We start from the raw sequence: 18,227 nt of genomic DNA on the forward strand, positions 1-18,227 counted from the left end.
GGGGGGGGGGGGGGGGGGACGCGACCCGGAGTTCGTATGACGCCCGGCGTGGGTGCGGGCGCCGGGGTGGGTGACGCAGCCCGGCGTAGCGGGGTGCCGCCCGCGCCCACCCGTGCCGCCCCAGCGGCACGACTGCCCGCGGTAGCGAGGGCGGGTTGGCCGCGTACGGCGAGAAGGGGGTGTGCCGGGGGGTGTCCGCCCGCAGCGGTTGGCGCGTCAACGCCCCGCCCATCTTGAGCCACCGATTCCGCGCCGTTCCGAGGACGGACACCCCCCGGCGCACCCCCGACCCGAAACACCACGCACCGCGCTACACGCACCCCCACCGAAGCAGCCACAGGCCGCCGCAGGCACCCCGCTCAACCCCCGGCGGGCCCCGCCCGGTCCAGCAACCCCGTCCGGGCCGCCAGCGCCGCCGCCTCCAGTCTCGACCCCACCCCGAGCTTCATCAGCACCCGCTGCACATGCGTCCGCGCCGTCGACGGCGCTATCCCCATCCCCGCCGCGATCAGCCGCGTGTCCTCGCCGTCGGCCACCCGCACCAGGACCTCTACCTCCCTCGGCGTGAGCATCTGCAGCAGCCGGGCCCCCTCGTCGTCCGGCTGCGCCGCGGGATTCAGCAGCTCCCCGAAGGCCCCCTGGAGCAGCCCCGGCGCCACCGCCGCCTCCCCGGCCCGCGCCTTCATGATCGCCCGCTCCACGCCCTCTATGCGCTCGTCGTGCCGCACGTACCCCGACGCCCCCGCCGCGAACGCCGCCGCGATACCGCGGGGGCTCGGCACCGGCCCCAGCACCAGCACCGCCACCTGCGGCCGCTCCCGCTTGATCCGCACCACCGGATCGAAGATGCCCGGCTCCGCCGGCGCCGCCGTCCCGAGCAGGCACACCTCCGGCGCCCGGCTGATCACCAGCTCCGCCGCCCCCGCGGCGGGCGCCGCCGCGGCCAGCACCCGGTGCCCCCGCAGCTTCAGCGCCGAGGCCAGCGCCTCGGCGAGCAGTCGGTGATCGTCGACCACCATGAGCCGTACTCCCATGGAGCAACCCCCCAGTCACCCTCCCAGTCCCCCGGAAGCTACACGCTGGTGCCACCTCGCGCTGCCCCTACCGGCAAGAACCGCCCCGATCGACAGAAGTCCGCGCACCGCGCGCACGCGGGGCGCGGGACGCGAGACGGCCCCGCCCCCCGAGACGTGAGACGCGAGACGGCCCCGCCCCCGGGACGGGGAACGGGGCCGCGCGCGCGGACGGACTCAGCCGCTGGTGCCGAACCCGATCGCCAGGTACTCCTTCTCGTCCGCACTGGTCGGCTCGCTGGCGAACACCTGCGACATGTACAGGTGCCCCTGCGAGTAGAGGATCTCGGAGTAGTCCGGGGACATGCTCGCCTCCACGTCCCGCACCGCCTCGGTCGCCGGGTTCTCCAGCAGCGTCGTCTGCTTGAACGTCCCGCCGTCGATGCTGACGATCTGCCCGCCCTTGTCGTACGGCGGCCGCTTGTAGGCGATCACGTTGCCGCCGTCCATGCGCAGCGGCGTGATCGTGTAGTCCTCGCCGGCGTCCGCCCGCTGGCCGGTCTGCTTGCCGGTGGCCAGGTCGAAGGCGACGACCTCGTTGGTCCGGCTGTAGGACTCGCCGCTGCCCTCGTGCTCCTCGGTCGGGATGTAGAGCCGGTTCGCGCCGACCGCGAGTCCCGTGCAGTTCTCGATCTTGGTGATCGTGTCGCAGCGGGCCGCGAACTGCTCGCCGGGGGCCGAGATGCGGGTGAGCAGCTTGCCGGTCTTGTTGTCGATGGAGAAGAAGTCGGAGATGCCGCTGCCGTCACCGGCGGAGTCGCCGACGTCGGCGGCCACGACCAGCGGGTTCGTGGAGACGACGCCCGCGTACTCGATGCCCTGCGCCATCTTGTACTCGGAGATCACCTTCCCGCTCTTCGGGTCGATGGTCTGGATGTTCAGCTGCCGGGCGTCGTACGACCCGCACTTGCGCACCGCGACCAGCTTCTCGCCGCCGCCGTACCCGGCGTCGTAGCAGGAGTCGGTCGCCTTCGGGGACCACAGGATGTCGCCCTTGGCGATGCCGAAGCCGACGCCGCCCTCGGTGCTGCCGGCCGCGACGGTGTCGCCGCTGATGGTGACGTTGCTGAAGTTGATCGGCTGGTCACCCGCGGTCTTCGTCCACACGGTCTTGCCGGCGTCCAGGTCGAGGACGGCGACCTGGGTGCAGCCGTGCGAGGGCTCGGCCTTGGTCGGCATGGCGGGCTGGTGGATGATCACCGTCTTGTTGTCGTCGGTGACGTGCCGGCTGGCCGCGCAGACCGGACCGGCGAGCTTGATCGCCCACTTCTTGCTGCCCTTGTCCGGGTCGTACCCGGCGACCTCGGCGACGCCGCTCTTGGCGTACACCGTGTCGGTGAGCCAGGAGCCGGAGACGACGACGCTGCTGTCGTCCTTGCTCACCGGGGGCGCGGGGACCTGGAAGAGGACCTTGGCGGCGGGGTCGGAGGGGACCTTCTCCGTGCCGGCGCCGGATCCGCCGCCGTCGCCGCCCTTCTCGTCCGTGCCGCCCTTGCCGCCGGTGCCTCCGCTGGAACTGGCGGTGTCGTCCTTGCCCCCGTCGTCGGAGGACTTGGAGTACCAGACGCCGCCGCCGATGATCAGCGCGATCGCGACGACGGCCGCGACGATGATCGCCAGCTGCGCGTTGATCTTCCGTCCGCCGCCGGGCCCGCCGGGCTGGGGCTGCATCGGCACGGTCGCCTGCGGATAGCCGTACCCGGGCGGCTGCCCGGGCTGCCCGTAAGCCGGCGTCGGCTGCCCATAGGGGCCAGGCTGGCCAGGCTGCTGGCCCGGATAGCCGTACCCGGGCTGGGGCTGCGGCGGAGTCTGCGGGTATCCGTAGCCCGGCTGCGGCTGCGGCGGACCGGCCGGCGGGGTGGGCGGGGCCGCGGGCGCCTGCGGGGCCGTCTGCGGGTAGCCGTACCCGGGCTGGGGGCCCTTCCCGAGGTTCGGCGGGCCGCCCGCGGGCGGGGTGGGCGGCTGCGGCGGCTGGTTCGACGGCGGCTGGTCCGGCGGCGGGCCGAACCCTCCGCCCTGCGGGGGCTGGTTGGGCGGGGGCGGCGGCTGGGTCATGGCGTGTGTACCTCGGAGAGCGGGAGCGGGGACGACGGGGGACGGGGCGGGCGGGAACGCGGCGGGCGGGAGAAGAAGGTCACTTGCCGAAGGCGAGCATCAACTTCTCCTTCGACTCGTCGTTCCCGGTCAGGCGGGTGCTGGAGATGTAGAACCGCCCGTCGACCCAGTCGATGTCCTTGGAGTAGAAGCTGTTCTCGATGTCCGCGACACCCTGCGGGTTCTGCAGCAGCTTGGCCGGCTGGTGGGCGCTGCCGCCGGTCGGGATGGAGACGACCTGGCCGCCCGCGTCGTAGGACGGCTTGACGTACGCGATGAGCTGACCGCCCTCGGCCTTCAGCGGCATCATCGACTCGTCCGCGGGGGACTTGGTACGCCACTTCTCCTTGCCGGTGGCGAGGTTGATGGCGACGATCTCGTTGGCGCCGCTGGTCGCCTCGGTCGGCAGGTAGAGGGTGTTGTCGGCGACCGCGACGCCGGAGCAGCCCTGGAGGTCGCGTTCGAGGATGGCCCAGCCGCACTCGGGGGCGAAGTCCTCGTCGACGCCGACCTGTTCGAGGACCTTGCCGCCGGAGGTGAAGGTGGAGATGTTCCAGACCTTCTTGTCCTCGTTGGTGGCGTAGACGACCAGCGGGTCGACGGAGTAGGCGCGGGCGACGCGCCAGTCCTTGTCGTACTTGTAGGTCCACAGGACCTTGCCGGTCTTCGGGTCGAGGCCCTGGATCTCGTCGTGCGCGTTGTTGCCGCCGGCGCCGCAGGAGGCGACCTGGACGAGCTTCTTCGCGCTGCCGGCGAACCCGGCGGGGAAGCAGGCGTCCCCGTACCGCTTCTTGTCGTACAGCTTCTTGCCGCTGGTGACGTCGTAGGCGGTGCCGGACTGGGAGCGGCCGACCATCAGGGTGGTGCCGCTGACGGAGAGTTCGACGGAGAGCGTGGAGTCGAACAGCTCGCCGTCGGCCACCTCCTCCGTCCAGCCCTTCGCGCCGGTGGCGAGGTCGATCTCCTGGAGCTTGTTGCACTTGGCGCGGTCGCTGGAGCCGCTCATGTAGGCGACGACGATCTTGTCGTCGGCCGTCTTCTCCGGGGTGACCGCGCAGATCTTCTCGGGGAAGGCGATCGGGTCCCAGCTGGGCTTGCCGTCGGCGACGTCGTAGGCGAAGACCTGCTTGTACGCCGCCTTCACCGCGGCCTTGTCGGTGATCCACATGCCGTTGGCGTCGGCGCCGGAACCGGGGGCGTCGGGCGCCTCCTTGTACCAGAGCACCTTGGACTCGCCCGCCTGGCGGCCTTCGTTGAGGTTCTCGGGGTCCTCGCCGCCGTCACCGCTGCCGTCGCCCGGGTTGACCGGGGCCTCGCCGCCGGAGCCGGAGGGCTTCGGGTCGTCGCTCTTGCCGGCCACCGGCTTCTTGTCCTTGTCGTCGCCGCCGTTCGCGGTGACCGCCCACACGCTGCCACCGATGACCAGCAGGGCCGCGACCGCGGCGCCGACCACGAGGGCGGGCTTGCCCTTGAAGGGGTTGCGGGAGCCGGGACCGCCGGGCGGCGGGGTGCCGGGGCCGCCCGGGTACTGCGGCTGCGGGTAGCCGTAGCCGGGCTGCTGACCGTAGGGACCCGGCTGCTGCGGCTGGCCGTAGGGGCCGGAGTTGTACGGCCCGGGCTGCCCGTAGGGCCCCGGCCCGCCGGGCTGCTGCTGCTGCTGCGGATAGCCGTAGCCCGGCTGCGGCGGCGGCCCGGACGGCGGGCCCTGCGGGGGCGGCGGCGTCTGGGGCGGGCCCTGCGGGGGCGGCGGAGTCGGTGCCCCGAAGCCTCCCGGCGGTGGATCCTGCGGTGCTCCGAAGCCACCCGGCTGCGGCGGCTGGTTGGGCGGCTGGCTCATCAGCGCGTTCCCCCTTATGACTCACTGATTTTTAGCCACGACCAGGGGTACGCGCTGCCCCCGGGGTCGTATCAGGCGTTCGTCCGGACGGTCCGCGGACCGTCCTCCGAGACACTCCTCGGACGGCCTTTCTATCACCCGCGGCCGACAGGCCACCGGGCCGCGTCCTCCCCTGTTCCCAAGGGAGAACCGGCCCGTGATGGCTCTGTTACGCGCCTGCACGCCCCCTTCACACCACCCGCGCCCCCCGCACGCGGGACGGCGGTCGGCCAAGGGCTAGGCGTCCTCGGCCAGTTCCAGCCATCGCGACTCGAGGTCCTCGCGCCGGGCGGTCAGTTCGCGCAGCTCGGCGTCCAGTTCGGCCACTTTCGCGAAGTCCGTGGCGTTCTCGGCGATCCGTGCGTGCAGCTTGGTCTCGGACTCGGAGACCTTGTCGAGCTGCCGCTCGATCTTCTGCAGCTCCTTCTTGGCGGCGCGCACGTCCGCGGCGCTCTTCTCGGACGGGCCGGCGGGGGCCGGCCCGCGCGCCGGGGCGGGAACGGCCGCCGCGGCCGCCTCCTCCATGCGCTGCCTGCGCTCCAGGTACTCGTCGATGCCGCGCGGCAGCATCCGCAGCGCGCCGTCGCCGAGCAGGGCGAAGACCCGGTCGGTGGTCCGCTCGACGAAGAAGCGGTCGTGGGAGATGACGATCATCGAGCCGGGCCAGCCGTCGAGGACGTCCTCCAGCTGGGTCAGCGTCTCGATGTCGAGGTCGTTGGTGGGCTCGTCGAGGAAGAGGACGTTGGGCTCGTCCATGAGCAGGCGCAGCAGCTGGAGCCGCCGCCGCTCACCGCCGGAGAGGTCGCCGACCGGCGTCCACTGCTTCTCCTTGCCGAAGCCGAAGGTCTCGCACAGCTGCCCGGCGGTCATCTCGCGGCCCTTGCCGAGGTCGACGCGCTCGCGGACGCGCTGCACCGCCTCCAGCACCCGCCAGGTGGGGTCGAGTTCGGCGACCTCCTGGGAGAGGTAGGCCAGCTTGACCGTCCGGCCCACGCGGACCCGTCCGCTCACCGGCTGCTCCTCGCCGTCGCTGCGGGCGGCGTCCCTCAGGGCCCGCAGCAGGGAGGTCTTGCCGGCGCCGTTGACGCCGACCAGGCCGATGCGGTCGCCGGGGCCGAGCTGCCAGGTGACGTGCTTGAGCAGCACCTTGGGGCCGGCCTGGACGGTGACGTCCTCCAGGTCGAAGACGGTCTTGCCGAGCCGGGAGGAGGCGAACTTCATCAGCTCGCTGCTGTCCCGGGGCGGCGGAACGTCGGCGATCAGCTCGTTGGCGGCCTCGACGCGGAAGCGGGGCTTGGAGGTGCGGGCGGGTGCGCCGCGGCGGAGCCAGGCCAGCTCCTTGCGGACCAGGTTCTGCCGCTTGGTCTCCTCGGTGGCGGCGATGCGCTCGCGCTCGGCGCGGGCGAAGACGTAGTCGGAGTAGCCGCCCTCGTACTCGAAGACGTCGCCGCGCTGGACGTCCCACATGCGGGTGCAGACCTGGTCGAGGAACCACCGGTCGTGCGTCACGCAGACGAGCGCGGAACGGCGCTCGCGCAGGTGGCGGGCGAGCCAGGCGATGCCCTCGACGTCGAGGTGGTTGGTGGGCTCGTCGAGGACGATCAGGTCCTGTTCCTCGATGAGCAGCTTGGCGAGCGCGATCCGGCGCCGCTCGCCGCCGGAGAGCGGGCCGATGACGGTGTCGAGCCCCTGCGGGAAGCCCGGCATGTCCAGCCCGCCGAACAGACCGGTCAGCACGTCCCTGACCTTGGCGTTGCCGGCCCACTCGTGGTCGGCCATGTCGCCGATGACCTCGTGCCGGACGGTGGCCTCGGGGTCCAGGGAGTCGTGCTGGGTGAGCACGCCGAGCCGCAGTCCGCCGGAGTGGGTGACGCGGCCGGTGTCGGGCTCCTCCAGCCGGGCCAGCAACCGGATCATGGTCGTCTTGCCGTCGCCGTTGCGGCCGACGACGCCGATGCGGTCCCCTTCGGAGACGCCGAGGGACACGCCGTCGAGCAGGGCACGGGTGCCGTACACCTTGCTCACGTTCTCGACATTGACCAGATTGACGGCCATTTCTCTCCTGCCTGGGGGTCGATCGACCCTCCAGGGTAGTCCCGGCCGCCGGGTGCCCGGGTCAGAGCACCGTCGCCCCGGCCGCCGCCCCCACCGCGGTGCGCACGTCGCGGCAGGTGCCCGAGGCCCGCAGCACCCCGGCGATGTCGGAGGCCGCCCCGGCGTCGGTGGCGAGGAAGGCGGTCGTGGGGCCCGACCCCGAGACCAGCGCCGCCAGCGCGCCCGCCGCCCGGCCCGCGGCGAGGGTGTCGCCCAGCTCGGGGAAGAGGGAGAGCGCGGCGGGCTGGAGGTCGTTGGTGAGGGCCACGGCGAGGGCGGTGGGGTCGCCCTTGGCGAGGGCGTCGAGCACGGCCTGGTCGGCGGCCGGCTCCGGGATCGCCCGGCCCTCGGCCAGGCGGTCGAACTCCCGGAAGACGGCCGGCGTCGACAGCCCGCGTGCGGCCAGCGCGAACACCCAGTGGAACTCGCCGCCGACCTCCAGCGCGGTCAGCCGCTCGCCCCGCCCGGTGCCCAGCGCCGCGCCGCCGACCAGGCTGAAGGGCACGTCGCTGCCCAGCTCGGCGCAGATCGCGAGCAGTTCGTCGCGGGAGGCGCCGGTGCCCCACAGCGCGTCGCAGGCGAGGAGCGCGCCCGCGCCGTCCGCGCTGCCGCCGGCCATGCCGCCGGCGACCGGGATGTCCTTGGCGATGTGCAGGTGCACGTCGGGTGGGCGGCCGTACCGCTCGGCGAGGGCCAGCGCGGCGCGGGCGGCGAGGTTGGTGCGGTCCAGGGGCACCTCGGCGGCGTCGGGGCCCTCGCAGGTGACGCGGAGCCCGTCGGCGGCCGGGGCCGCGGTGACCTCGTCGTACAGGGAGACGGCGAGGAAGACGTTGGCGAGGTCGTGGAAGCCGTCGGGGCGGGCGGCGCCGACCGCGAGCTGGACGTTGACCTTGGCGGGGACGCGGACCGTCACGCTCACTTGCTCGTCACTCCTTGTGTTCGGCGATACGCGCGAACTCTTCCACGCTCAGCGCCTCCCCGCGCGCCTGCGGCGACACGCCCGCGGCGACGAGCGCGGCCTCGGCGGCGGCCGCCGACCCCGCCCAGCCGGCGAGGGCGGCGCGCAGGGTCTTGCGGCGCTGGGCGAACGCGGCGTCGACGACGGCGAAGACCTCGCGCCGGGAGGCGGTGGTCTTCAGCGGCTCGGTCCGCCGCACGAGTGACACCAGGCCGCTGTCCACGTTGGGCGCGGGCCAGAAGACGTTGCGGCCGATGGCGCCGGCCCGGCGGACCTCGGCGTACCAGTTCGCCTTCACGGAGGGGACGCCGTACACCTTCGAGCCGGGTCCGGCGGCGAGGCGGTCGGCGACCTCGGCCTGGACCATGACGAGGGTGCGCTCGATGCTCGGGAACGTCTCCAGCATGTGCAGCAGCACGGGTACGGCGACGTTGTACGGCAGGTTGGCGACCAGCGCGGTCGGGGCGGGGCCCGGCAGCGCGGTCACGTGCATGGCGTCGGAGTGGACGAGCGCGAACCGGTCGGCGCGCTCGGGCATCCGGGCGGCGACGGTGGCGGGCAGGGCGCCGGCGAGGACGTCGTCGATCTCGACGGCGGTGACCCGGTCGGCGGCCTCCAGCAGGGCCAGGGTGAGCGAGCCGAGACCCGGTCCCACCTCGACCACCACGTCGTCGGGGCGTACCTCGGCGGTGCGGACGATCCGGCGGACCGTGTTCGCGTCGATGACGAAGTTCTGGCCGCGCTGCTTGGTGGGGCGCACACCGAGGGCCGCCGCGAGTTCGCGGACGTCGGCGGGGCCCAGGAGGGCGTCGGGGGTGGGGCTGCTCACCCGGCAAGGGTATCCGGGGCCGGGAGCGGCTCCGCCGGGGTCGTGGGCGGCAGCCGTCCCTCACCCCCGCAGCCGGGCCCCGCAGTGGGGCCAGGAGCCGGTGCCCGTGCGGACGTAGAGCCGCTTGGCGCGGTAGGTCTGCTCGGCGGCGGTCGCGTCCTGGGGGCGGCCCTCGCCGCCGACGCTCCGCCAGGTGTGGGCGTCGAACTGGTAGAGGCCCCCGTACGTCCCCGAGGGGTCGACGGCGTCCGGGCGGCCGCCGGACTCGCAGGCGGCGAGGCCCGGCCAGTTCAGGTGGTCGGCGCCGTCCACGGAGGTGGGGCGGGGGCGGGTGCCGACCAGGACGATCTGGGCGCGGGGTTCGCGCACCAGCTCGGTGCCGAGGCGGCGCGGCTTCTGCCGGACGCCGTTGACGGTGCGCAGGGCATAGGTCGTGCGGCGCAGCCCGGGCTGCCCGGCCTGGCGGACGACCTCCGTGCCCCGGTACAGCGAGGAGTCCTCCGCCCGCCGCACGTCGAAGGGGACGGGGTCCTCGCGGACCTCCCGCGAGCCGGTGATCCGCAGCACGGTGACGGTCTGGCCGTCGCGGGGGAAGCCGGAGGCGGGTACCGAGGTGGTGTCCTCGCCGTGCAGGGTGATCCCGGCCGCCTCGACCGCCTCCCGCACGGTCGCGGCGTTGGTGCGGACGGTGCGGGCGCGGCCGTCGGCCATGACCGTCACGACCCGCTCGGTGCGCACGGTCAGGGCGAGGCCCTCGCGGCCGATGCGCCGGGAGCCCTCGGCGGACACGTGGGCGCCCTCGGCCCGGACGCCGAGCTGGCGCAGCGCGCCGTCCACCGTCTCCGCGGTCGTCCACACCTGGCGGCGGTGGCCGTCCAGGGTGAGCAGGACGGGCCGCCCGTAGCGCACGGCGACGTCCTCGCCGCTGGTCAGCGGGGTGCCGGGGGCGGGCACGATCACGTCGTGGGCGCCGACCTCGACGCCTTCCTGGGCGAGCAGTTCGGTCACGTCGTCGGCGAAGGTGTGCAGCGTGCGCGGCGTCCCGTCGACGGTCAGCTCGACGGCCTTGTCCTTGGCGACGAAGGCGGTGGTGCCGCCCGCGAGGAAGGCCACGACCAGGGCGCGCGGCAGCAGCCGGCGCAGCGGGCCGTCGCCGCGGGTGGCCTCGCGCGCCCGGCGCCGCCGGTCGGCCCGCCCGTCGCCGGGTGTGCGCGCGGACGGCAGGACGGCGCCGTAGGGCAGGGTCGGCGCGCTGTGCACGTCGTACGGTGCGAGGTCGTCCCGTGCCCGGTACACCTCGGTGGTCTCGAACTGCGTTCTGCTCACGCCGACACGCTCCAGGGGTCCGGATCGGGCCCCCAGAACCTAGCGGAGCACCCGTCACTCTCCAAAGCGACGCGACTACGCAGCGTGGCGCGCGCCGCCGGTCAGTAGCCGAAGGCGCGGGCGGTGTTGGCGGCCAGGGCGGTCGCCAGGGTGTCCTCGTCGACGCCCCGCACCGCGGCCATCGCCCGCACGGTGACCGGCACGAGGTAGGGGGCGTTCGGGCGGCCCCGGTAGGGCACGGGGGTCAGGAACGGCGCGTCGGTCTCCACCAGGACCAGCTCGGCGGGCGCGACCGCGAGGGCGTCGCGAAGGTTCTGGGCGTTCTTGAAGGTGACGTTGCCGGCGAAGGACATGAAGTACCCGGCGCGGGCGCAGACCGCGGCCATCCGGGCGTCGCCGGAGTAGCAGTGGAAGACGGTGCGCTCGGGGGCGCCCTCCTCCTTGAGGACGCGCAGGACGTCGTCGTGGGCGTCGCGGTCGTGGATGACGAGGGCCTTGCCGTGCCGCTTGGCGATCTCGATGTGGGCGCGGAAGGAGCGCTCCTGCGCCTCCTTGCCCTCGGGGCCGGTGCGGAAGTAGTCCAGGCCGGTCTCGCCGACCCCCTTGACCTGCTCCAGCGCGGCCAGCCGGTCGATCTCCGCGAGGGCGTCGTCGAGCGCGGCGTCCCCGCCGCCTGACCGAGCCCCCTGCCGGGACCAGCCTCCCCCGGCCCCAGGGGGCTGGGAGGTGCCCCCAGGATCCCCGTGGACGATGCGCGGCGCCTCGTTGGGGTGCAGGGCGACGGTGGCGTGGACGGCGTCGTGCGCCGCCGCCGTCTCGGCCGCCCAGCGTGAGCCGGCGAGGTCGCAGCCGACCTGGACGACCGTGGTGACGCCGACGGACGCGGCCTTGGCGAGCGCCTCCGCCACCGTGCCGGACTGCATGTCGAGGTGGGTGTGCGAGTCCGCGACCGGCACTCCGAGGGGCGCGGGGAGCGGGGGCGCGTCGCTCTTGTCGGAGCGGCCCGAGGGTGTGGTGCGGCCCGAGGTGTTCGAAGGCATGCCCCGATCCTACGAAAGCCCCGGCCCGCTCCCCGAGGGCGTCAGCTCGCCCGGCGGTGGAGGTGCAGGGCGTGCAGCAGGTCGCCGAGGTGCCAGTGCCGGCGTCCGGCGGAGAGGCCCGCCGCCCGCGGTCCGGGCGTCTCGGGCACGGGCGGCACCTCCAGGGGGCCGGCGGCCGGGACCCGGTGCGGGCCGTGGTCGGTGCCGCGCACCGAGGCGACCCGCCCCGCCCGCATGATCCGCACGACGTGGCTGTCGCAGTTGGCGCAGGCGGGCCGGGTCAGCGGGGAGGGCACGACGCGGCCGTCGCAGACGTAGCGCACGTACTCGTGGCCGTCGGCGTCCTTGCGGTGCTCTATCTCGAAGGACTGCTCCCAGCCGTGCCCGCAGCGCATGCAGGCGAAGGAGTACGACTCGTGGACGACGGACATCGCCCCGGAGGGTGTCCCGGTCCGCGCCGCGCTCTCACTCATGCTCATCCCGGCTCCTTCGGTTCGTTCGCCTTTCCTTCCTTCAGTGGACTCCTCCACCGGTCGGAAAGCACCAGGCAGTGCCGAGTGTTTGAGCCGATTTGGGCTGTCCTTGGCGGAAGGGCCCGCAAGGTCAGGAACGGGTCAAACACGGCCGGATTCAGGCCCCCGCGTTCTTCGCCGCCACCACCGCGTCGAACACCTCCCGCTTCGGCAGCCCGGCCTGCGCGGCCACCGCGGCGATCGCCTCCTTGCGCCGCTCCCCCGCCTCCTCGCGCACCCGCACCCGGCGCACCAGCTCCTCCGCGTCCAGCTCCCCGGGGCCCCGGTCCGGGGCGCCCTCGACGACGACGGTGATCTCGCCGCGCACCCCCTCGGCGGCCCACGCGGCCAGCTCGCCGAGCCCGCCGCGCCTGACCTCCTCGTAGGTCTTGGTCAGCTCGCGGCAGACGGCGGCCCTGCGGTCGGCGCCGAAGGCCTCGGCCATCGCGGCGAGGGTGTCGTCCAGGCGGTGCGGCGCCTCGAAGTAGACGAGGGTCCGGCGCTCCCCGGCGACCTCGCGCAGCCGGGTCAGCCGCTCGCCCGCCTTGCGGGGCAGGAAGCCCTCGAAGCAGAACCGGTCGACGGGCAGCCCGGACAGCGCCAGCGCGGTGAGCACGGCCGACGGGCCGGGCACGGCGGTGACCCGGACGTCCCGCTCGACGGCGGCGGCGACCAGCCGGTAGCCGGGGTCGGACACCGACGGCATCCCGGCGTCGGTGACCAGCAGCACGCGCGCGCCGCCCGCCAGCTCCTCGACCAGCTCGGGGGTGCGGGCGGACTCGTTGCCCTCGAAGTACGACACGACACGCCCGCGCGGGGTGACGCCGAGCGCCTGGGTCAGCCGGCGCAGCCGCCGGGTGTCCTCGGCGGCGACCACGTCGGCGCCGGCCAGTTCCTCGGCGAGCCGCGGCGGGGCGTCCCGGACGTCGCCGATGGGGGTGCCCGCCAGTACAAGGGTTCCAGTCACGCTCCCATCCTCCCAGGGCGTGACGGGCGCGGTTCTCCGGGACGCATCGGACCGGTGGGGCCCATGCGCGGGACGCGCACAGCGCGGTTCCCTACGATGGCGCGGTGACCAGTACCGCGTCCTCCACGGACACCCGGCAGGACCAGGCCCCGCACGACGAGCGGACCACCTGGCAGCAGCGGCTGCGCCGCTTCGGTTACCCGGCGGGGCCCGCGGCCGGCGACGTCGGCGACCGGCTGGTGCCGCCGTACACGAGCCCGGGTCCGCGCCTGTGGGCCTTCCTCGGCCTGTCGAAGCCGCTCACCGGCCGGATCCTGCGCTGGTCGGCGTGGGGCGGGCCGCTGCTGGTGGCGCTCTTCGCGGGCGTGCTGCGGTTCTGGAACCTGGGCAGCCCGAAGGCGGTGATATTCGACGAGACGTACTACGCGAAGGACGCCTGGTCGCTGATCCACCGCGGCTTCGAGGTCAACTGGGAGAAGAACGCCAACGACCTGATCCTGAACTCGGGCGGCGACCTCCCGATCCCGTCCGACGCGGCGTACGTCGTGCACCCGCCGGTCGGCAAGTACGTCATCGGGCTCGGAGAGCTGCTGTTCGGGTTCGACCCGTTCGGCTGGCGGTTCATGACGGCGCTGCTCGGCACGCTGTCGGTGCTGCTGCTGTGCCGGATCGGGCGGCGGCTGTTCCGCTCGACCTTCCTCGGCTGTCTGGCGGGCGCGCTGATGGCGGTGGACGGCCTGCACTTCGTGATGAGCCGCACCGCGCTCCTCGACAGCGTGCTGATGTTCTTCGTGCTGGCGGCCTTCGGCTGCCTGGTCGTGGACCGCGACCGGGCGCGCGGGAGGCTCGCCGCCGCGCTGCCGGTGGACGCCGACGGCCTGGTCCGGCCGGACGCGGGGATCGCCGAGACGTTCCGCTTCGGGTGGCGGCCGTGGCGGCTGGCGGCGGGTCTGATGCTGGGGCTGGCCGCGGCCACCAAGTGGAACGGCCTGTACATCATGGCCGCGTTCTGCGTGATGGCCGTGCTCTGGGACGTGGGCACCCGCCGGGTGGCCGGCGCCGAGCGGCCCCACCTCGCGGTGCTGCGGCGCGATCTGGGCTGGGCGTTCCTGTCGACGGTGCCGGTGGCGCTGGGCACGTACGTGCTGTCCTGGCTGGGCTGGATCCTGTCCCCCTCCGACGGCTCCGGCGGCTACTACCGGGACTGGGCTGCGAACGACGGCGCGAACAGCTCCTGGTCCTGGCTGCTGCCCGACTGGTGGCGCAGCCTGTGGCACTACGAGACGCAGGTGCTGGAGTTCCACACCAACCTGACCTCGCCGCACACGTACCAGTCGAACCCCTGGAGCTGGATCGTCCTGGGCCGCCCCGTCTCCTACTTCTACGAGTCGCCCTCCCCGGGTTCCGACGGCTGCCCGGTCGACGCGGGCGAGAAGTGCGCCCGCGAGGTGCTGGCCCTCGGCACACCGCTGCTGTGGTGGGTGGGCTGCTTCGCGCTGCTGTACGTCCTGTGGCGGTGGGCCTTCCGCCGGGACTGGCGCGCGGGCGCCATCGCCTGCGGCATCGCCGCCGGCTACCTGCCCTGGTTCCTTTACCAGGAGCGCACGATCTTCCTCTTCTACGCCGTCGTCTTCCTGCCGTTCCTGTGTCTGGCGGTGGCGATGCTGCTGGGGGCGGTCATCGGCCGCCCGGGCTGCTCCGACGCCCGCCGCGTCGCGGGCGCCACCGGGGCGGGCGTGGTGGTGCTGCTGATCGCGTGGAACTTCGTCTACTTCTGGCCCCTGTACACGGGCACCGCGATCCCGATGGACGACTGGCGGGCGCGGATGTGGCTGGACACCTGGGTCTGACGCCGGGGTCCGGACCGTGGTCTCCGTTCGGCCACCATCCGGAAACATCCGTACCGCCGGTCACGCCCTGCGCATAGAGTGCGACCCACAAGCGCTTCTGAACACGTTCAAGTCGGCGTGCGCGGAGGCTGGACGGGGATACGGGGAGGGGTCTGCCCATGGGCAGGGGGGTCAAGGTCGCCGTCATAGGCGGCGTGTTCGCCGTGATGGTGGGCGGGGCCGGTTACGGCGCCTACAACGTTGTCTCGGCGCTGGACGGCGGCGGTGGAACGGGACCGGCCGGGGCCTCGGTCAAGAGCGGACCGCCGGACGGGGACGAGGTCCGGGAGGCGAGCGGGAAGTTCTTCACGGCCTGGGAGAACGGTGACGCGGCGACGGCGGCGTCGTACACGAACAACGCCTCGGTCGCCACGGCGCTGCTGGCGGCCTACGGCGACGAGGCGCACATCTCGGGCGTCGAGATCACGCCCGGCACCGCGACCGGCGCCTCCGTGCCGTTCACCGTGAAGGCGAAGGTGTCGTACGAGGGCACCGCGAAGCCGCTGACGTACAAGAGCACGCTGAACGTCGTGCGCGGCGAGACCAGCGGGCGGGCGCTGGTCGACTGGCAGCCCTCCGTCGTGCACCCGGCCCTGAAGGCGGGGGACACGCTGGTCACCGAGGAGTCGGCGACGCCGCAGATCGAGGCCGTCGGGCGGGACGGCGAGGTGCTGACGCGGGAGAAGTACCCCTCCCTCGGACCGGTCCTCGCCACCCTGCGGGAGCGCTACGGCGCCGACGCGGGCGGCACACCCGGCGTCGAGCTGGTGGTCAGGCACTCCGCCGAGGAGACCCCCGACACCCCGTTGCTGACCCTGAGCAAGGGCGAGCCCGGCAAGCTCCGCACGACGCTCAGCGCGGGCGTGCAGGCGGCGGCCGAGAAGGCCGTCCGGCGGTACGGCGAGTCGTCCGTGGTCGCGGTCAGGCCGAGCACCGGAGAGGTGCTGGCCGTGGCCAACAACCGCGCGGACGGCTTCAACGCGGCCTTCCAGGGACGCGTCGCCCCCGGCTCCACCATGAAGATCATCACCGCGGCGATGCTCATCGACAACGGTGTCTCCTCGATGAACGGCCCCGCCCCCTGCCCGAACACGGCGACCTGGCAGAGCCAGACCTTCAAGAACCTGACCGGCCTGGAGGCGAACGAGGGCGCGACCCTCGCCAACACCTTCATGCGGTCCTGCAACACGGGCTTCATCAAGCTCGTCGACGAGGACCCGCTCTCGGACTCCTCGCTGACCCGGGAGGCCGAGGAGCGCTTCGGGCTCGGCCGGGACGACTGGCAGACCGGCATCGTCTCCTTCGACGGCCGCGTCCCCGCCTCCGGCGGTCCGGACCGCGCTGCCAACGCCATCGGCCAGGGCCAGGTCCAGATGAACCCGCTGAACATGGCCTCGGTGACGGCGACCGCGATGACCGGCGAGTTCCGCCAGCCCTACCTGGTCCCCCGCGACCTGGACGACCGCGAGTTCGCCACTGCCAAGGGGCTGCCGTCGGGCACGGCGGCGCAGCTCAAGCAGATGATGCGGCTCACCGCCACCCAGGGCACCGGCCGGCCGGCGATGGCCGGTCTCGGCGGGGACATCGGCGCCAAGACCGGTTCGGCCGAGGTCGACGGGCAGACCACGTCCAACAGTTGGTTCACCGGCTTCCGCAACGACGTCGCGGCGGCGGCGATGACCGAGGAGGGCGGCCACGGCGGCGACGCGGCCGGCCCGATTGTCGCGGACGTGCTACGGGCGGGCGGCTGAGGGCAACGGCCGCGGTGAATGCCCCTACTGTGGTCGGGTCGTTGGAAGCATGAGGCAACGAGGGCACCGCGCGCCCCGGGTTCCGGGCGCCGAAGAGGACGGGACGCAGTGAGCAGCAGAAGGGGCGCCGGCGAGCGGCGCAGGACGACACCCGCCGTGGTCGGCGGGGTGGCCGCGGTGGTCGTGGCCGGCGCCGGGTTCGGCGCCTGGGCGATGTACGGCGGCGAGTCCGGCACCGAGGACGACGCCAGGACGAAGTCCGCGGCGGCCGAGGAGAAGGCCAAGTCGGGCCCTCTGACGGCGGCCGAGGTCACCTCGACGGCACAGGGCTTCCTGACCGCGTGGCAGAAGGGCGACACCGCCGGCGCCGCCGCCGCGACCGACGACGAGGAGGCCGCGCGGGCCCTGCTCACCGGCTACGCGAAGGACGCCCGGATCAAGGACGTCACGCTCACCGCGGGCACCCCGGCCGGGGGGAAGGTCCCCTTCTCCGTGAAGGCGACGGTCGCGCACGGGAAGACGGCGGCGCCGCTGGCGTACGACAGCGCGCTGACCGTCGTGCGCCGGGCCGGCGACGGCGAACCCCGCGTCGACTGGCACGCGGCCGTCGTCCACCCCGAGTTGAAGGACGGCGACAAGCTCGTCACCGGCGAGGCCGGGGACCCGCCCGTCAAGGCCCTGGACCGGGAGGGCGCGGAGATCACCACCGCGAAGTACCCCTCGCTCGGCAGCGTCCTGGACAGCCTGCGGGAGAAGTACGGCGACAAGGCCGGCGGCACCCCCGGCATCGAGCTGCGCGTCGTGCGGGGCAAGGAGTCGAAGGCGGCCAAGGCCTCCGACAAGACCCTGCTGGAGCTGAGCAAGGGCACCCCGGGCACCGTCAAGACCACCCTGGACCCCGCCCTCCAGGCCGCCGCCGAGAAGCAGGTGGAGGGCAAGGAGCGCGCGTCGGTGGTCGCGCTGCGTGCCTCGACCGGCGAGGTCCTCGCGCTCGCCAACGGCGGCCACGGCTTCAACACCGCCTTCCAGGGCTCCCTCGCGCCCGGCTCCACGATGAAGGTCGTCACGGCCTCGATGCTCATCGAGAAGAACCTGGCGTCGATGGACGAGAAGCACCCGTGCCCGAAGTACTTCAGCTACGGCGGCTGGAAGTTCCAGAACGACGACAAGTTCGAGATCAAGGACGGCACGTTCAAGGCGAGCTTCGCCCGCTCCTGCAACACCGCCTTCATCAGCCAGGCCCCGAAGCTGAAGGACGACGACCTGACCCGGCAGGCGAAGGAGGTGTTCGGCCTGTCGATGAACAACTGGTCCGTCGGCGTGTCCACCTTCGACGGCTCGGTCCCGGTCCAGAGCAAGGCCCAGATGGGCGCCTCGCTGATCGGCCAGGGCGGGGTGCGGATGAACCCGCTGAACATGGCGTCGGTCTCCGCGACCGTGAAGGCGGGCAGCTTCCACCAGCCCTACCTGGTCGCCCCGTCGGTCGACGGGCGGGCGCTCGCCACCGCCTCGCGCACCATGTCGGCCGGGACGCTGGCGCAGTTGCGCGAGCTGATGTCCTACACGGCGGCGTACGGCACCGCGGCGGAGGCGATGGCCGGGGTTAGCGGTGACGTCGGCGCGAAGACCGGCTCGGCGGAGGTCGACGGCCAGAAGCAGCCCAACGGCTGGTTCACGGCGTACCGGGGCGACCTGGCGGCGGCCGGTGTGGTCCAGCAGGGCGGCCACGGCGGGGAGACCGCCGGTCCGCTGGTGGCGGCGCTGCTGAAGGCGGGCGGCTGACCGCCCGGAACGGGACGGCGGGGCGCGGCCGGGCGG

The 18,227-nt window shown here is 73.5% G+C and carries 13 protein-coding genes; 3 read left to right on the top strand and 10 right to left on the bottom strand.

Translation table 11 applies throughout. The features are described 5' to 3' along the window. Nucleotides 1-359: 359 nt before the first annotated feature. The 10 genes from IE108_RS16875 to rsmI all read right to left on the bottom strand — a co-directional run bounded on the left by IE108_RS16875 (nucleotide 360) and on the right by rsmI (nucleotide 12,769). A complete protein-coding gene (locus tag IE108_RS16875) occupies nucleotides 360-1,034 on the bottom strand; it encodes a helix-turn-helix transcriptional regulator (protein WP_064728326.1) in 675 nt (224 codons plus the stop codon). A gap of 216 nt (nucleotides 1,035-1,250) precedes the next feature. Continuing rightward, the gene (locus tag IE108_RS16880; protein WP_189397683.1) at nucleotides 1,251-3,128 is read right to left on the bottom strand and encodes an outer membrane protein assembly factor BamB family protein; all 1,878 of its coding nucleotides are present in this window, start codon (nucleotides 3,126-3,128) and stop codon (nucleotides 1,251-1,253) included. Nucleotides 3,129-3,207: 79 nt separating this feature from the next. Beyond that, complete coding sequence (locus IE108_RS16885; RefSeq protein ID WP_064728328.1) at nucleotides 3,208-5,004, bottom strand: outer membrane protein assembly factor BamB family protein; 1,797 nt, start codon at nucleotides 5,002-5,004, stop codon at nucleotides 3,208-3,210. A 276-nt stretch (nucleotides 5,005-5,280) separates the two neighbouring features. Next, nucleotides 5,281-7,098: an ABC-F family ATP-binding cassette domain-containing protein gene (locus IE108_RS16890; RefSeq protein ID WP_064728329.1), complete on the bottom strand. Its 1,818-nt coding sequence runs from the start codon at nucleotides 7,096-7,098 to the stop codon at nucleotides 5,281-5,283. A 61-nt stretch (nucleotides 7,099-7,159) separates the two neighbouring features. Further along, nucleotides 7,160-8,056: a 4-(cytidine 5'-diphospho)-2-C-methyl-D-erythritol kinase gene (locus IE108_RS16895; protein WP_064728330.1), complete on the bottom strand. Its 897-nt coding sequence runs from the start codon at nucleotides 8,054-8,056 to the stop codon at nucleotides 7,160-7,162. 7 nt (nucleotides 8,057-8,063) lie between these two features. Beyond that, nucleotides 8,064-8,924 carry a 16S rRNA (adenine(1518)-N(6)/adenine(1519)-N(6))-dimethyltransferase RsmA gene (gene rsmA / locus IE108_RS16900; protein ID WP_064728331.1) on the bottom strand — a complete coding sequence of 287 codons (861 nt, stop codon included), beginning with the start codon at nucleotides 8,922-8,924 and terminating at the stop codon, nucleotides 8,064-8,066. Nucleotides 8,925-8,984: 60 nt separating this feature from the next. Beyond that, complete coding sequence (locus IE108_RS16905; protein WP_064728332.1) at nucleotides 8,985-10,250, bottom strand: resuscitation-promoting factor; 1,266 nt, start codon at nucleotides 10,248-10,250, stop codon at nucleotides 8,985-8,987. Between the two features lie 101 nt (nucleotides 10,251-10,351). Further along, nucleotides 10,352-11,290, bottom strand: coding sequence for a TatD family hydrolase (locus tag IE108_RS16910; protein ID WP_064728333.1), 939 nt, complete (start codon nucleotides 11,288-11,290; stop codon nucleotides 10,352-10,354). A 41-nt stretch (nucleotides 11,291-11,331) separates the two neighbouring features. After that, nucleotides 11,332-11,769, bottom strand: coding sequence for a hypothetical protein (locus IE108_RS16915; RefSeq protein ID WP_064728334.1), 438 nt, complete (start codon nucleotides 11,767-11,769; stop codon nucleotides 11,332-11,334). A gap of 151 nt (nucleotides 11,770-11,920) precedes the next feature. Further along, entirely contained in the window at nucleotides 11,921-12,769 is an 849-nt protein-coding gene (gene rsmI, locus IE108_RS16920; RefSeq protein WP_064728335.1) for a 16S rRNA (cytidine(1402)-2'-O)-methyltransferase, read from the bottom strand. A 104-nt stretch (nucleotides 12,770-12,873) separates the two neighbouring features. On the opposite strand from rsmI, the gene IE108_RS16925 reads away from it, so the two are divergent. From IE108_RS16925 to IE108_RS16935, 3 genes are all read left to right on the top strand, one after another. Further along, a complete protein-coding gene (locus tag IE108_RS16925) occupies nucleotides 12,874-14,619 on the top strand; it encodes a dolichyl-phosphate-mannose--protein mannosyltransferase (RefSeq protein WP_064728336.1) in 1,746 nt (581 codons plus the stop codon). A gap of 158 nt (nucleotides 14,620-14,777) precedes the next feature. Next, the gene (locus IE108_RS16930; RefSeq protein WP_064728337.1) at nucleotides 14,778-16,409 is read left to right on the top strand and encodes a penicillin-binding transpeptidase domain-containing protein; all 1,632 of its coding nucleotides are present in this window, start codon (nucleotides 14,778-14,780) and stop codon (nucleotides 16,407-16,409) included. Between the two features lie 108 nt (nucleotides 16,410-16,517). Beyond that, complete coding sequence (locus IE108_RS16935; RefSeq protein WP_229851890.1) at nucleotides 16,518-18,191, top strand: penicillin-binding transpeptidase domain-containing protein; 1,674 nt, start codon at nucleotides 16,518-16,520, stop codon at nucleotides 18,189-18,191. The last annotated feature ends 36 nt before the right edge of the window (nucleotides 18,192-18,227 follow it).

This window comes from Streptomyces parvulus (assembly GCF_014648855.1).
GTDB classification, from domain to species: Bacteria; Actinomycetota; Actinomycetes; order Streptomycetales; family Streptomycetaceae; genus Streptomyces; species Streptomyces parvulus.

Excerpts from the sequence above, each read along its gene's own strand:
- IE108_RS16880 (WP_189397683.1), bottom strand. The coding sequence starts at position 3,128 with ATGACCCAGCCGCCGCCCCCGCCCAACCAGCCCCCGCAGGGCGGAGGG.
- IE108_RS16885 (WP_064728328.1), bottom strand. The coding sequence starts at position 5,004 with ATGAGCCAGCCGCCCAACCAGCCGCCGCAGCCGGGTGGCTTCGGAGCA.
- IE108_RS16915 (WP_064728334.1), bottom strand. The coding sequence starts at position 11,769 with ATGAGCATGAGTGAGAGCGCGGCGCGGACCGGGACACCCTCCGGGGCG.
- IE108_RS16875 (WP_064728326.1), bottom strand. The coding sequence starts at position 1,034 with ATGGGAGTACGGCTCATGGTGGTCGACGATCACCGACTGCTCGCCGAG.
- IE108_RS16910 (WP_064728333.1), bottom strand. The coding sequence starts at position 11,290 with ATGCCTTCGAACACCTCGGGCCGCACCACACCCTCGGGCCGCTCCGAC.
- IE108_RS16890 (WP_064728329.1), bottom strand. The coding sequence starts at position 7,098 with ATGGCCGTCAATCTGGTCAATGTCGAGAACGTGAGCAAGGTGTACGGC.
- IE108_RS16930 (WP_064728337.1), top strand. The coding sequence starts at position 14,778 with ATGGGCAGGGGGGTCAAGGTCGCCGTCATAGGCGGCGTGTTCGCCGTG.